Below are 14,355 nucleotides of genomic sequence, written 5' to 3'. Positions count from 1 at the left end.
CGTGCCGAACAACTTGGGCGCCAAGCTGAAGGATGTCGCCGTCCTGGCCCAGGTTTCCGTCGGCACGGTGTCAAATGTCTTGAACAAACCTGAGCAGGTCTCAACCGACAAGAAGAACCGTGTTCTGGCCGCAATCGATCAGCTTGGCTTCGTGCGAAACGAATCGGCCAGAAGCCTGCGGTCCGGTTCCAGCAGGAGCTTGGGCATGCTGGTTCTCGATGTCCGGAACCCCTTCTTCACCGATGTGGCGCTCGGGGCCGAGGACGTAGCCGACGCCCACAAACACTCCTTCATCCTCGCCAATAGCGCGGAAAACAGCGTCCGGGAGCAGTCCTACCTTGACCTCTTTGAACAACAGCGTGTCCAAGGCATCCTGATTACTCCCTTGGGGGATGTCATCAAGCGCCTTGAGGTCATGCGCTCCCGGGGCATACCTTCAGTCCTCGTGGATCGGCTCGCGAGCACCGGCCACTTCTGCTCAGTTTCAGTCGATGACGTAGCAGGCGGGAGGGCCGCGATGGAGCACCTCTTGAGCGTCGGTTCAACGCGTCCAGCCTTTGTCGGGGGGCCGTTTACCCTTCAACAGGTTGATGATCGCTACCATGGTGCCCTTGCCGCAACCGAGGCGGCAGGCGTCCGGCTTCAGTTGTTCGAAACGCCGAACCTGAAGTTCGAGCGCGGCCGCCACATTGGAGACGTGATCAGCGATCTCGAGCCGGGCCCACGCCCTGACGGCGTTTTTGCTGCCAACGACCAGCTCGCCCTCGGGCTCCTGCAATCCTTTACCGAGAACGGGCTGCGGGTACCCGAGGACATCGCGATTGTTGGCTTCGACGATATTGACTTCGCCTCCCAATCAAGCATCCCGCTCACGTCCATCAGGCAGCCGCGGCAACTCATCGGCGAACGCGCGGCCGAGCTCCTTTTCGACGAAATCGACAACGAACTCGAACATGAACACCAGCAGGTGGTGTTCATGCCGGAGCTTGTTGTTCGGAGGAGCAGCCAGCGCTCCTAGATCTCCTTACCGCGCCGCCGGGACAGCCAGACCACCAGGGCCAGGACGGCGACGCCGCAGAGCACAGCGGGGCCGAAGCGGCGCGCGAGGACGGGCCACACGGCCGAGCCCAGATTCAACTCGGACGCTGGCGCGGATGGTGCGACGGGCGCAGGAGCCGCCACAGGCTCCGCCGGAGGTTGGGATGCAGCCGCCGGTTCGGGTTCCGTAGGCCCGCCGGCGTCGGGCTCAACCTCCCTCGCAGCCCCGCCGCCCGCCTTCCCAATGACGCACTGGACAAACTGCTCCAGCAATTTGTCCGAGATATCCTGGATGACGCCACGGCCGAACTGTGCTGGTTTGCCGGTGACGTTCATGTCGGTGGTCACGTCCACGGCGGTGCCGTCACCGTCGGGCGTCAGCATTGCAGTCACGGTGGCGCCGGCTGTGCCGTTGCCGCGTTTGTCCTTTCCTGAGGCCGAAATGACCACCGTGTGCGTGTCCTCGTTGCGTTCCAGGAATTCACCGGTGCCGGTGTAAATCATGGCGATAGGCCCGAGCTTGACCTTGACCGTTCCGGTGAACTCGTCGCCGCTCACGGACGTGAGGGTCGCCCCCGGGAAACAGGGCGCGATATCTTCCAATTGGTTAAAGGAATGCCAGGTGTCCTCCAGTGAACTGGGAACCACGAAATGATGTTTGAGTTCCACGTCTCCCTCTCGCTGCGTTCCGCTAGAGCCCGGCGGCCGCGATGACGGCCCGCTTAGTCAAGACCTCGGCCAAATGGCGGCGGTACGCCGCGTCCCCATTGAGGTCGCTTGCAGGATCGGTCCCTTCGGCGGCGTGTGCGCTGGCGGTCGCGATCGCTTCCCGGGTCGCCGGGGCGCCTGCTAGAGCCTGTTCGACGGCGGCGGCTCGCAGGGGCGTGCTGGCCATGTTGGTCAGGCCGATCCGGGCCTCGGCGATGGTGCCGCCCTCCACCCGGACCATCGCGGCCACTGCGACGATGGACCATTGCTGGGCCACCCGGGTGAATTTCTCATAGTGCGCACCCCACCCGGTGTACTTCGGCACCCGAATGTGGGTGAGGATTTCGCCGTCGTCGACGGCGGTGGTGAAGTAGCCCTGGAAGAAGTCCGCCGCTGCCACCCGGCGTTCCCCGTTCGGACCGGCCAGGATGAACGTCGCCTCCGCGGCCAGCACCGGAGCGGGCAGGTCGCCCGCCGGGTCGGCGTGCACTAACGCGCCACCGAACGTGCCGCGGTGGCGGACTTGCGGATCCGCAACTGTTGCCGCGGCCTTGGCCAGTAACGGGACGTGCTGGGCAATCAGCGGATCGTTGGCGATCTGGTGGTGCGTCGTCATCGCTCCGATCAGCAAGGCATCGCCGTCGTCGCGCACCCCGGACAGCTCACCGATCCGGCCCAGATCAACCACCATCGCCGGGTCGGCAAGGCGTAGTTTCATCACCGGGATCAGGCTTTGCCCCCCGGCCAGCAGCTTGACGTCGTCGCCAGCGTCGGCCAGCACGCCCAGTGCCTCCGCCACCGTAGCGGGCGCCGCGTAATCGAATGCGCTCGGAATCATTGCACACCTCCGGTCATCTTGGCTTCTTCAAGGGCGGCCCACACGCGCGACGGTGAACAGGGCATCTTGATGTCCTTCACGCCCAGATGACGCACCGCGTCCAGCACGCCGTTGACAATGGCGGGCGTCGAGGCGATGGTTCCAGCCTCTCCGACTCCCTTGGCCCCCAGCTGGTTGGTGGTCGAAGGGGTCTCGGTGCGCGCGGTCGTGAAGTGCGGCAGATCCGGCGCACTGGGCACCAGGTAGTCCACAAACGAGCCCGTGACCAGGGTGCCGGCGTCGTCGTGCACGGCCTCTTCATAGAGGGCCTGCGCGATTCCCTGCGCCAGGCCGCCGTGGACCTGGCCTTCCACAATCAGCGGATTGACCACCACTCCGACGTCGTCTACGCAGACGTACTTGCGGATGGTGACTTGCCCGGTCTCGGTGTCCACTTCCATCGCGGCCAAATGGGTGCCGTGAGGGAAGGAGAAGTTCTGCGGGTCGTAGGTGGCGTCCGAGTCCAGATTGGGCTCAAACCCGTCTGGCAGGTTGTGCCCTGAGAACGCAGCGAAGGCGATTTCACCTAGAGCCGTGGACTGATCCGTACCCTTGACGCTGAACTTGCCCTCCGCGAACTCGATGTCCTCTTCGCTGGCCTCCATCATGTGTGCGGCCACAACCTTGGCCTTCTCGATCACCTTGTCCGCAGCGGCCAGCACCGCCATGCCTCCGACCGTCAGTGACCGGGAGCCGTAGGTGTCCAGGCCTCGTTGGGAGGTCTGGGTGTCCCCATGCAGCACTTCGACATTTTCGAACGGAACACCCAGCCTGTCCGCGACGAGCTGGCTCCACGCGGTTTCGTGGCCCTGGCCGTGGGCGGAGGACCCAGTGACCACCTCGATGTTGCCGGTGGGCAGCACCCGTACTTGGGCGTGCTCCCAGCCGCCAGCGGCGTAACTGAGCGCACCGAGCACCCGGGACGGAGCCAGGCCGCACATTTCGGTGAAAGTGGAGATGCCGATGCCGAGCTGGACGGGATCGTTGCTTTCGCGACGCCGCGCCTGCTCGGCCCGTAGCTCGTCGTAGCCAAAGAGTTCCACGGCCTTCGCCGTAGCCACCTCATAATTGCCGCTGTCGTATTCGAGCCCGGCAACAGTGGTGAAGGGGAATTCCTCGTGTTTGATCCAGTTCTTCTTCCGTACCTCCAGGGGATCCATGCCCAGTTCTACGGCGAGTTCGTCCATCAAGCGCTCGATCGCAAAAGTGGCTTCCGGTCGGCCGGCTCCGCGATAGGCATCGGTCCACGCCTTGTTGGTGAAGAGGTTGGTGCATTCGAACCGGTAGGCCGGGAACTTGTAGATCGAGTTGTACATGAAGGCGCCCAGGATCGGGACACCGGAGGTGACCAGGCCCAGATAGGCGCCCATGTCCGCCAGCAGATGCACGTCCAGCCCGGTGACGATCCCGTCCTTAGTGGCCGAGAGCTTCACCTTCTGCACCTGGGCGCGGCCGTGGTGGGCCGCCATCAGGGATTCGCTTCGAGTCTCGGTGTATTTGCATGGTTTGCCAGTGTGCCGGGCCGCCAGGACGGTGATGGCTTCCTCGGGGGTCACCTGCAGTTTTCCGCCAAAGCCGCCGCCCACGTCCGGAGCGATCACGCGGACTTTGCTTTCGGGAATGCTCAGGGTCAGCGCCAGCATGAGCCGGAGAATATGCGGTATCTGGGTGGCCGACCACACGGTGATCTGCTCACCCGTAGGGTCCACTACCGTCGATCGGGGCTCCATGAAGGCCGGGATGAGCCGCTGTTGGTAGAACGTACGCTCAATGAGGACTTCGGCGCCCTCGAGCGCCTCGCTGATCGCTTTACCCGTGCCGGCCTCGCCCGAGTCAAAGACCCAGGTGGCCGATTTGTTGGTGCCCAGGTCCGGGTGGGCCAGCACCTCATCTTTCAACGCCTCCTCCAGGTCCAGGACGACCGGCAGCTCCTCATAGCTGACATCGACCAGTTCGACGGCGTCGCGGGCGGCGGCGGCACTGCGGGCAATGATGCACGCAACAACTTCTCCGGCAAAAGCCACGGTATCGACGGCGATTGCCGGGTGGGCTGGGGCTTTTTGGTCAGGCGTTATTGGCCAGGCGTTGGGCAGGCTTCCTTGTTGGGCGGCCACATCGGCTCCGGTGAGCACGGCAACGACACCGGGTGAAGACTTCGCGGCGGAGGTGTTGATCGAGGTGATCTTCGCGTGGGCGAATGGACTGCGCACCATGGCCAGATGCAGCATGCCGGGCAGCGTGAGGTTGTCCGTATATCGCGAGCGCCCCGTGATGAGATGGGCATCTTCCTTGCGGAGGCGGGCCCTGCCGACTTCGGTGATGGTCATGCCACACCTGCCGTTTCCGTTTCGTCGCTGTCCGCGGACACCGTGCTGTCCGAGGAAACCGTTCCGTCCGCGGCGGCCTGGACCGCCGCAACAATGTTCTGGTACCCGGTGCATCGGCAAAGGTTCCCCTCCAGGCCGTCCCGGATTTCCTGCTCGGTGGGGTGCGGGTTTTCGGCCAGCAAGGACGCTGACTGCATAATCATGCCGGGCGTGCAGAAGCCACATTGCAGCGCATGGCATTCGTGGAAGGCTTGCTGCAGCGGTGCGAGCTTGCCGTCCCGGGCCAGGCCTTCGATGGTGGTGACGCTGTGGCCGTCTGCCTGAACCGCGAACATGGTGCAGGATTTGACGCTGACTCCGTCCAGATGGACGGTGCAGGCGCCGCAGTTGGTGGTGTCGCAGCCGATCAATGTGCCGGTCTTGCCAAGCCGTTCGCGCAGGTATTGGACCAGCAGCAATCGTGGCTCGACATTATCGGTGTAGCTCACATCATCGACTTCGACGGTGATCGTCTTGGAACTCGCCATTGGGATCTCCTGTCGCGTTGGAGGACGAGCACGACTGCCCGGCATCCAGTCCTGATGTGACACAGGTTACTCCTCGGAGAGGGCGAGCGCCTTAGGTCGACTTGAGTTCGTACCCCGCATCCTCGTGGTCCGCGTCAGCCGTTGGCTCGTGGTGGATCCGGGCTTCCATGGTGCTCAATCTTCCGCCGCCGCCACCCCAGTGCAAGGCAATGATTTCTGCGGCGATGGAGACGGCTGTTTCCTCCGGCGTACGGGACCCCAGGTCCAGGCCGATCGGGCTGGAGAGGCGGGCCAACTCGGCATCGGTTAGGCCGGCTTCGCGCAGCCGTTCCAAGCGGTCGTGGTGCGTGCGCCGGGATCCCATCGCCCCCACATAGGCCACGTCCTGGCGCAGCGCCAACTCCAGCAGCGGTACGTCGAATTTCGGATCATGGGTGAGTACACAGATCACCGTGCGCTGATCCACCTGGCCGGCCGCGATCTGCGCCTGAAGGTAGCGGTGCGGCCATTCCACCACTACCTCGTCCGCCTGCGGGAACCGTGCAGCCGTTGCGAAAACCGCGCGTGCGTCACAGACAGTCACCCGGTAGCCCAGGAAACTGCCCTGCTTGGCGACTGCCGCAGCAAAGTCAATCGCGCCGAACACCAGCATCCGCGGTTGCGGGGCGAAACTGAGGGCGAATACGCGCATGCCTTCCCCGCGCCGCTGGCCGTCCGGTCCGTACATGAGGGTGGCATTGCGGCCCGCGGCCAGCAGGCCTTGGACGTCGTCACAGACCGCGTGGTCGGCACGGTCGCTGCCCAGGGACCCGACGAACCCCTCCGGGCGGACCACCAAGTGGCGGCCCAGCCAGGCCGGATCGGGGTGTTCGATCACGGTGACCACGGCCACCGGCCGGCCGGCACCGACGTCGTCCGCTACTTGCTGCAACTCCGGGAAGATCTCGGTAGAGACCGGCTCAACAAAAATGTCCAGGATCCCGCCGCAGGTCAGGCCGACCTCGAACGCGGCGTCGTCACTGATTCCGTAGCGCTGGAGCACTGGCCGGCCTGACTGGACCACCTTGGTGGCTAGTTCGTAGAGCGCGCCTTCGACGCACCCGCCGGACACCGAGCCGACTGCGCTGCCGTCGGCGTCGACCATCATTGCGGCCCCGGCCGGCCGCGGTGCGGAACGGAAGGTGCGCACCACTGTTCCGAGTCCTACTGTGTGTCCGGCCACGATGGCGGCGACCAGATCGTCCAAGACCTCACGCATTGGCAACCACGTCCAACAACTCCTCGAAGCTCTGCATTGAGTGCCCCCCTATAAAGAAGTCAACGTGCGGCAGCACCGCCCTGATTCCCCGCTGCAGCGGCTGGTACCCAGCTTTGCCCCGGTGCGGGTTGGCCCAAATGATCCGCCTGGCCAGATGGTGCAGCCGTTCGGCCTGGCGTCCCAGCAGTGCCGGGTCGCCGCGCTCCCAGCCGTCGCTGGCAATCACGACGACGGCGCCGCGCACCATCACGCGCTGGCCCCAGCGGTCGTTGAACGCGCGCAGCACCTCGCCAAGCCGGGTTCCGCCGGACCAGTCGGGGACGGTGCGGCCGGCGAGGGCCAGGGCATTGTCGGGGTCCGGCATCCTTAGTGCGCCTGTGACCCTGGTCAGGCGAGTGCCCAACGTGAACACCTCTACTTGGCGCGGGGCGGCTTCCACTACCCGGTGGGCCAAGCGCAGCAGGCTGTCCGCATAGGGCGCCATCGAGCCCGAAATGTCGATCAGCCAGACCATGCGGCGGGGTTTTCGCGGCGCCCGGGCACGGCGCAGCGGCCCCGGTTCCCCGCCGCGGCGCAGTTGGTCGCGCAGGGTCCGTACGCGGTCCACGTCGCCGTGCCGGTCGAGGTGTTTTCGCCTGGTCTGCCGGGTGGGCAAGCGTACCGGCAGATCCTCGAACATTCGGTGCAGAAGCGCACGTTCCGCGTCGTCCAAGACGGCTACATCGCGGTGCCGCAGGAGTTCCCGGCGGCTGGCGAGCGCCCGCAACTGTTCCCGCGCGCCGTCCGGGCCGCCGTCGTCGTTGTCCAAAGCGGCAGCGCTGACGGTGGTTGCGGAGGTCTCCAGGCGTTGGGCGGCGGAATGTTCCACGGCGAACCAGGCCTCAAAGGTCCGTTGGTAAGCGGGCAAATCCTCCGGTGAGGCGCACAGCGTGGCCCGCCCGGCCCAGAATACGTCCGAACGGCGGTCCAAGGCGAGCCTGCCAACGGCTTCGACGAAACTGCGCGAGCGGTCGGCCGTCACTTTCACGCCCGCCGCGCGCACCGCGGCAGCGAAGGCCAGCAGAATCTCTTCGGCGCTGTTTTCTGGGCTCTGTCTTGCCGGTGGCATGGGCTCAGCCGAGCATCCGGGACAGGGCCGCCGAGACCCGTTCGGTGTCTTCGCGGTACTTGCACAGTGCGCCGATGCTGGCCGCGGCCGATTCGAGGTCAAGCTCGGCCCGGCCGAGCTGATGCAGCGCGCGTGCCCAGTCCAGGGTTTCGGCCACGCCGGGAGGCTTCAGCACGTCGTCGGTGACCCGGATCTGCTGGACCACGCGCACCACCTGCTCGGCAAGGAGCGCGGGCACCTGGGGGAGCCGGGTACGCACAATTTCCACTTCGCGGGCCAGCCCCGGGTGGTCGATCCAGTGGTAGAGGCACCGGCGTTTGAGCGCATCGTGCAGGTCCCGGGTCCGGTTGGAGGTGAGCACCACAATCGGCGGGGTGTCAGCTCTTACCGTGCCGAACTCGGGGATGGAGACCTGGTAGGTGGAAAGCACTTCCAGCAGGAACGCCTCGAACTCGTCATCGGCCCGGTCGATTTCGTCGATCAGCAGCACGGCCGGGCTTTGCTGCAGCGCCTTGAGGATGGGCCGGGCCAGCAGGAACCGTTTGTCGTAGAGCGAGCTTTCCAGCTCGGCCACGCTCAGTCCCGCGCCGCCGCTGGCCTCCACGCTGCGCAGATGCAGGATTTGGGCGGTGAAGTCCCAGTCATACAGTGCCTGCGCGGCATCGATTCCCTCATAGCACTGCAAACGGATCAGGGGCAGTCCGAATGCCTCTGCCAAGGCCTCGGCCAAGGAGGTCTTTCCGGTGCCGGGTTCGCCTTCCAGAAGCAGCGGCCGTTCCATGCTCAGGGCGAGGTAGCCGATGGTGGCCAGGCCCTCATCGGCAAGGTAGCCGGTGGCGGCCAGCATTTCGGCCAGCGCTGTGGCGGAGCTGATCGACGTCTGCGTCATGGCACCAGCATAGGGTCACTTGCTGGGGCGCGGTCCTGCCGGGCTATCCGCCGATATATGACATCTCGATCTTGTGTGCCGCCGCGGGGTCCTTGGGCGTGTGGGCGCCGTCCCGCGGTGTGCGGGCGCCGCGCAGTTCGGAGTAGCGGTCCGTGCGGGCACCCCAGAGGGCGGACAACGCCGTCGAAAGCTCGACGTCGGACGCGCCGCCCCTCAGGAGCGCCCTCAGGTCGGTGCCGGCCGTCGCAAAGAGGCAGGTGAACAGTTTCCCGTCGGCGGAGAGCCGGGCCCGCGTGCAGCCGCGGCAGAAGGCCTGGGTCACGCTGGAAATGACGCCGATTTCACCGCTGCCGTCCGCGTAGCGCCAGCGATCTGAGGTCTCGCCGGGGTAGTTGGGTGCCACTGCCTCCAGTGGGAACACCGCATTGATGCGGGCCAGAATCTCAGCAGAGGGCACCACTTCATCCATTTTCCAGCCGTTGGAGGCACCGACGTCCATGTATTCGATGAAGCGCAGAATAAACCCGGATCCCTTGAAGTGGCTTGCCATGGGAAGAATGTCCTGCTCGTTCGTGCCGCGCTTGACCACCATGTTGATCTTCACCGGTCCCAGGCCGACCGCTTGGGCGACGTCCGCGGCATGCAGGACCTTGGCCACGGGATAGCCGACGTCGTTCATGGCCTGGAAGGTTTCCTCCCGGAGGGAGTCCAGCGAGACCGTCACCCGGTTCAGCCCGGCATCCTTGAGGGCTTGGGCCTTCTGGGCCAGGACCGAGCCGTTCGTAGTCATTGCCAGATCCGGCGCGAGCCCGTCGGAAGTGCGCAACGAGGCCAGCATCCGGACCAGTTCCTCGATGTCCTTGCGTAGCAGGGGTTCCCCGCCGGTCAGCCGGATCTTCCGCACTCCATGCCCGACGGCGATCGAGGCCAACCGGGTGATTTCCTCGAACGTGAGCAACTGGTCCCGGGGCATGAAAACGAAATCCCTGCCGAAAATTTCCTTTGGCATGCAGTAGACGCAACGGAAATTGCAGCGGTCCGTGACGGAAATCCGCAGGTCCCGCAGGGGCCGGTGGAAAGCGTCGGTGATGGAATTGGCGTCCATGCAGCGCCTCTCAAGCCGTAGGAGTGCAAGCGCTTGTACCTCTCTCAGGGTATGCCCGGTCCACGGCCCCCACAATGGACGTTTGGCTGAATCGCGGCTGCCCCCGTTTCTAGTTGGCGTCCTCGTTGCCTTCGTGGGCCAGCCAGTAGGCCGAGCCATCTGGCTTGCGGATTACGACGCCATAGTCCACGAGGCGTCGCCTCAGCATCGGCACGTCGTCAGTGAGCCGGGCCAGGCGTTCGTTCAGCTCTCGCTCCGCCACGCGCTCTCTGGAGCTCAGGATGCGCGGGGCTACCCATGCGAGAAGCTTGAGTAGCTCTGTCTCCCGGGCGGGATAGCGATCGATGCGGCCGTCCGCCGTCAAGAAGCGCTCGACGCCGGACCGGCGGGGCGCGGGCGAAAGGCTCGCCAGCGCGTCTCGGAAGACATGCTCGCGAATGCGGTAGCGGACATTGCCTTCGGCCTCCACCGTCTCGACAAGTCCCGCTTCGTTCAAGAGCGCGAGCGCCCGCGCGAGTTTCGCTGGCGAGAGTTTACCTGGCGTGAGCGAGCCGCCCGGGATCCCGCCAATGCTGATCTCAGCAAAGACCCGCCGAGCCTCGGCGTTCGCCAATGCCGCGAGGAGGCGCCGCGCATCCGGCGTCGTCAATGGGTCACTCCCCATGGGCCCAGCATAGGCACAGTAGGCAATGAATCGTCGCGGTCGGCGGAGAGATTATGTGTGACCTCCCCATCGGCCCAGCCTGTGCGTCGGTCGCTGGGCTTTCGAGCTCGTCAAAGACGAAGACGGGCGCCAGCGCCTGGAAACCGTGGAACGCCCCGTTGTCCTCTCGTGCGGTCCATGCGTATCCGTGAAGGTTCGCCTTTGAACGCAGATATTCTTCGACCACCAGAAGCTGCTCGAGGTATTGCAGTGACGGGTCATTCCTTAGGCCTACCTGGAAAGTGTGCCGGAATTATCCGTCCTGACTTCGAAGACGCTTAGCCGCCGGGTTTTGCAGGGTGGGACGTCCCCGCTGGGGTGGGCGCGTGTCCTATCCCAAGGAGCCATCGTCCGTCGTGCCAGTTCAGTTGAAACTCGACCTCCACCGGATTGCCTGCTTTGTCCACAGTATCGACCTTGGTTGGTACGGCGCCGAGGCTTACGACTTCCATGTAGTGGACCGTGAACCCTTGGTCGCTGGCGCCGCCCCATTTGTCCAATAGCGGGGCGGCGTCTGCTGGGTCGGCTGGTCCCGGACCAGCGAAGGCTGCGAGTTTCTGCGCGTCGGAGGAATGGATGGCATGCATGACGGCATTGACCGAATCTCCACGTTTGTTGAGATCCGGGCTTTGGTCGCCACTGCTGCAGCCACTCACCGGCAAGACAATAGCGATGGCTGCAACCATCGAAGCGGTTATGCGAAACAGCAGGCGCCCACTCATCTGATTTACCTTATGTGCGAAGAGCGTAGTACACCCAGTTACTGGAGTTCCCATAGTAGATAGTCCAGATTGACATGTCTTGGTGATCAATCGTGTGGTAGGAGACCCTGATGTCGCTCCCGTTCGCGTACGTCACGATTGTTGTGTGTGATACGGCCTGGTCACCCGGGGCATATTCGGCGATCTGCATAATGTCCGCTCCGCCCATCCAACTCAGGTATGGGAGGAAGTAAGTCCTACCGGAGCCGTTGGCGAAGTTCTGGAAATTCTGGGCAACAGCCCATGGATAAGAAGCATACGAGTTCCACTGGTGCCACCATGCAGTGTCTTCCCATCTAAACCCCCGGTTTCTGCCCATCCTCCGTATTCCACAGCTTGCGACACGAAGTTAGTGCAGTCGTTGCCGTAGTTCGGATAGTTCGGATTCCTGTCGTTCGCCCAGGCATAGGCGTAGTTCATCATGGCCTGGTAGTTATACTCGTTGATTGCAAGGTTCGTGTTGAACGAAGCGGTAGTCATGAGGCCGGGTTCACTACCGCTCTTGGCCGACCCGTTGAGAGATTTTCCAGGACCAGGGTCCCCGAGCACCTTGTTCGTGAACAAGCCCTCCCCGTTCGGGGAGGGCTTGGCCGCGTTCGGAGCCGAAGACGGCTCAGTAGACGGTGACCGGACGGGTGTCCTCTGAACTGTTTCCGGGGGAATTCCGCCCTGTGTCTTTGACTCCATGGACGTGATTTCCCAGCCAGACGCTCCCTTGGTTAGTTGCACGATCTGAGGGTACGAATATTTCGAGGGCGGGGGCGTTGTCCCGTCCTCATAGTTTGCGTACGTTAGCTGGGTGACCTCGGAGACTTCCGCCGTCGCCAGGTCGCCGTTTTGGGTGAATGAAACCAAATCCACCTTCGTGTTAACCCCGTTGAAAACTAGTTTGTGTGTGGCCAGGAGGCGTTTCTTCTCCTGCAACCGCCCGTACTCTTCATCGGCTTTTGCATGGGCGCGTCCGAATATCTGCTCCGACGAGCGGCCGGGCTTGGCCACGTCGGGAGAAGTGATCATCTGGCTGTTTCGAAGTTGGATTGCATCCTTGATGAGCCCTTCGGCGGCGAACCGCGCTTCCGTGTCCGGCAAGGCTGCGGCCCGTGCGCCCGTGTTGGAGGCGGTCATGATTCGAGCATCCATGTTGAGCGTGACCGCGACGTTTGAGTCTCTAGGGGTTGGCAATGCTGGAGCCGCTACTGTTGCGTTGACCGTCACGGCCAACAACAACACCCCGGTTCCAACCGCAGACCAGCGTTTGGAATTCAATTGATTTCCTCCGATCGTGCATAATGCAGACAGCCTGGCGTGTAGTCAGAACGTGCCGGCGTTGAGTTTGCGTTGGAGTGCAGCCGTTGTTCCTGAACCCCAAATACCGTCGACGGCCGCACCGACCTTGCGTTGGAGTGCACTGACGGTGGCGGAGCCCACGATCCCGTCTGCCGTGACGCCAAGCGCACGCTGAAGAGCCGTGCGGGTGAGTATTCCCATTGATCCGTCAACGACGAGTGAAGCGCCGTGCCGTGCGTTGAGTGCACGTTGCAGCGCCGCACTGGTGGCTGGTCCGAACTTGCCATCTACAACGAGGAGGCCGGCGACAGGCGGCCTCGGCACCGGGCGGATCACCGTGGTACCTCCGGCAAAGGCCGCACGCATCCTGGCGGCGGAAGCCGGTCCGTAGACACGGTCAACTGTGAGACCGTACCGGGTCTGGAAAGCCCGCAGCGCAGCGTCGGTTCTCTGCCCGAATACCCCATCGACCGTGAGGCCTGAGCCCATCACCTTGTTGAGATTCGACTGGAGCGTGCTTACACGCGCTCCGGAGGATCCGAGGCGGAGAGTGCCGTCGTTTGGCGGCATGGGAGAACTGCCCGAGCCGTAGTTCGGACGACCATTGCCAACGACGTCGGTCGAATTGCGTAAGCGGCGCATGCACATGTCCGAGGTGTTGCCTTCGATGGTCGTGACGGTTCCGTCGCTGTGCACGGCTTCGACGAGACCGACGTGATCGATTGCCCCAATCGAGCTGCTGCCGCTCCAGTCAAAGAAGATCACGTCACCGGCACCGATTCCGCCGAGACCGTAGTGCCACCGCCCCATGGACGCGAAATTTTGTGCGTGCGCAACCGTGTAGGCGAAACGTCCGCCAATGGCGGCCAGGTTGTCCGAGTGTGCGGCGGCGTAAGAGATTGCCACGTCGCACCAAGGGCCGTCGAATCCGTACCATTCAGTGATCAGGTTGTGGTTCGATCCAGGGGGATACTCGCCGATGCCAAGCAGGCTCTGCAGTGCCTGGATCATGCCTTGAGGCGTCCTCCAAGCGGCGTCGATATCGATACTCGCTTCAAAGGATGGGTGATTTTTGATGGACGTGATGTTCGAGCGCGTTGCCGGGCTGGACATCGGCAAGAAGTCGGTGACGGTGTGCGTACGGACTCCCCGGCCGGGCGGTGGCCGTCACGGCGAGACGCGCACGTTCCGGACCATGACGCGCTCGCTTGAGCTGATGAGGGACTGGCTGGTCGAGCAGGGCGTGACGCTGGCGGCGATGGAGTCGACCACCAACTACTGGAAGCCGTCTGTTTTATGCGTTGGAAGAGCAGATGGAGTGCTGGCTGCTCAACGCCGCCCACATGAAGGCCGTCCCCGGCCGGAGAAGACGCCAGAGACGCGTTCATCATCGCCGAGACGGCACGGGCGATGCCGCACACGCTGCGGGCCGTTGACCGGGACAGCGAGGTGCTCGCTGCGTTGAAAGTGCTCTCCGGATTCGACGCCGATCTGACCCACGAATGCACCAGGGCAATCAACCGCCTGCGGTCCCTGTTGCTGCAGATTTTCCCCGCCCTGGAGCGTGTTTTCCCCGGAACAGTACCGACCAGGTCCCTCGTGCTGGAACTGTTCATCAAGTACTCCGGGCCCACCGGTCTGCGGGCCGCCGGGCGCTCCAACGTGCTGCGCTGGGCCCGGCGCCGCCTGAACGTCCTCTGGGCCATGCTCCGCGACGGCACCACCTACATCCGAGTTCCCGCAGCCGTGCCATCCATGGCCGCCTGA

At 64.0% G+C, this 14,355-nt stretch carries 13 protein-coding genes and 1 pseudogene; 2 read left to right on the top strand and 12 right to left on the bottom strand.

The genetic code is table 11. From position 1 onward, the window contains the following. The first annotated feature begins 1 nt into the window (after position 1). Positions 2–1,018, top strand: a complete 1,017-nt coding sequence (locus AC3ANQ_RS20105) for a LacI family DNA-binding transcriptional regulator (protein WP_488302661.1) — start codon at positions 2–4, stop codon at positions 1,016–1,018. On the opposite strand, the gene AC3ANQ_RS20100 is transcribed toward AC3ANQ_RS20105, so the two are convergent. From AC3ANQ_RS20100 to AC3ANQ_RS20045, 12 genes are all read right to left on the bottom strand, one after another. Beyond that, positions 1,015–1,707, bottom strand: coding sequence for an SRPBCC family protein (locus tag AC3ANQ_RS20100; protein WP_488302660.1), 693 nt, complete (start codon positions 1,705–1,707; stop codon positions 1,015–1,017). The genes AC3ANQ_RS20105 and AC3ANQ_RS20100 overlap by 4 nt on opposite strands. A 22-nt stretch (positions 1,708–1,729) precedes the next feature. Further along, complete coding sequence (locus AC3ANQ_RS20095) at positions 1,730–2,584, bottom strand: FAD binding domain-containing protein (protein WP_488302659.1); 855 nt, start codon at positions 2,582–2,584, stop codon at positions 1,730–1,732. Beyond that, on the bottom strand, positions 2,581–4,950 hold the full coding sequence (locus AC3ANQ_RS20090; protein ID WP_488302658.1) for a xanthine dehydrogenase family protein molybdopterin-binding subunit: 2,370 nt from the start codon (positions 4,948–4,950) through the stop codon (positions 2,581–2,583). The genes AC3ANQ_RS20095 and AC3ANQ_RS20090 overlap by 4 nt, the downstream gene beginning before the upstream one ends. After that, positions 4,947–5,477, bottom strand: coding sequence for a (2Fe-2S)-binding protein (locus tag AC3ANQ_RS20085; RefSeq protein ID WP_488302657.1), 531 nt, complete (start codon positions 5,475–5,477; stop codon positions 4,947–4,949). The genes AC3ANQ_RS20090 and AC3ANQ_RS20085 overlap by 4 nt, the downstream gene beginning before the upstream one ends. 91 nt (positions 5,478–5,568) lie before the next feature. Next, entirely contained in the window at positions 5,569–6,735 is a 1,167-nt protein-coding gene (locus AC3ANQ_RS20080; protein ID WP_488302656.1) for an XdhC family protein, read from the bottom strand. Further along, the gene (locus AC3ANQ_RS20075) at positions 6,728–7,843 is read right to left on the bottom strand and encodes a vWA domain-containing protein (protein ID WP_488302655.1); all 1,116 of its coding nucleotides are present in this window, start codon (positions 7,841–7,843) and stop codon (positions 6,728–6,730) included. The genes AC3ANQ_RS20080 and AC3ANQ_RS20075 overlap by 8 nt, the downstream gene beginning before the upstream one ends. A gap of 4 nt (positions 7,844–7,847) precedes the next feature. Continuing rightward, the gene (locus tag AC3ANQ_RS20070) at positions 7,848–8,732 is read right to left on the bottom strand and encodes an AAA family ATPase (protein ID WP_488302654.1); all 885 of its coding nucleotides are present in this window, start codon (positions 8,730–8,732) and stop codon (positions 7,848–7,850) included. Positions 8,733–8,775: 43 nt separating this feature from the next. Then, on the bottom strand, positions 8,776–9,837 hold the full coding sequence (gene moaA / locus AC3ANQ_RS20065; RefSeq protein WP_488302653.1) for a GTP 3',8-cyclase MoaA: 1,062 nt from the start codon (positions 9,835–9,837) through the stop codon (positions 8,776–8,778). Between the two features lie 109 nt (positions 9,838–9,946). Continuing rightward, on the bottom strand, positions 9,947–10,501 hold the full coding sequence (locus AC3ANQ_RS20060; RefSeq protein WP_488302652.1) for a DUF2087 domain-containing protein: 555 nt from the start codon (positions 10,499–10,501) through the stop codon (positions 9,947–9,949). A 317-nt stretch (positions 10,502–10,818) separates the two neighbouring features. Further along, the gene (locus AC3ANQ_RS20055; RefSeq protein ID WP_488302651.1) at positions 10,819–11,226 is read right to left on the bottom strand and encodes a hypothetical protein; all 408 of its coding nucleotides are present in this window, start codon (positions 11,224–11,226) and stop codon (positions 10,819–10,821) included. 249 nt (positions 11,227–11,475) lie between these two features. After that, positions 11,476–12,516 carry an amidase domain-containing protein gene (locus tag AC3ANQ_RS20050; protein WP_488302650.1) on the bottom strand — a complete coding sequence of 347 codons (1,041 nt, stop codon included), beginning with the start codon at positions 12,514–12,516 and terminating at the stop codon, positions 11,476–11,478. 96 nt (positions 12,517–12,612) lie between these two features. Next, the gene (locus AC3ANQ_RS20045) at positions 12,613–13,599 is read right to left on the bottom strand and encodes a peptidoglycan-binding protein (protein WP_488302649.1); all 987 of its coding nucleotides are present in this window, start codon (positions 13,597–13,599) and stop codon (positions 12,613–12,615) included. A 354-nt stretch (positions 13,600–13,953) separates the two neighbouring features. On the opposite strand from AC3ANQ_RS20045, the pseudogene AC3ANQ_RS20040 reads away from it, so the two are divergent. Beyond that, positions 13,954–14,268 (top strand): annotated as a pseudogene (locus AC3ANQ_RS20040) (IS110 family transposase); the annotation flags it as partial. Positions 14,269–14,355: the final 87 nt, after the last annotated feature.

Source organism: Arthrobacter sp. DMZ02-1R, assembly GCF_057747935.1.
The sequence above is the reverse complement of the archived record's forward strand: the minus strand, read 5'-3'. Positions and strand labels throughout refer to the sequence as shown.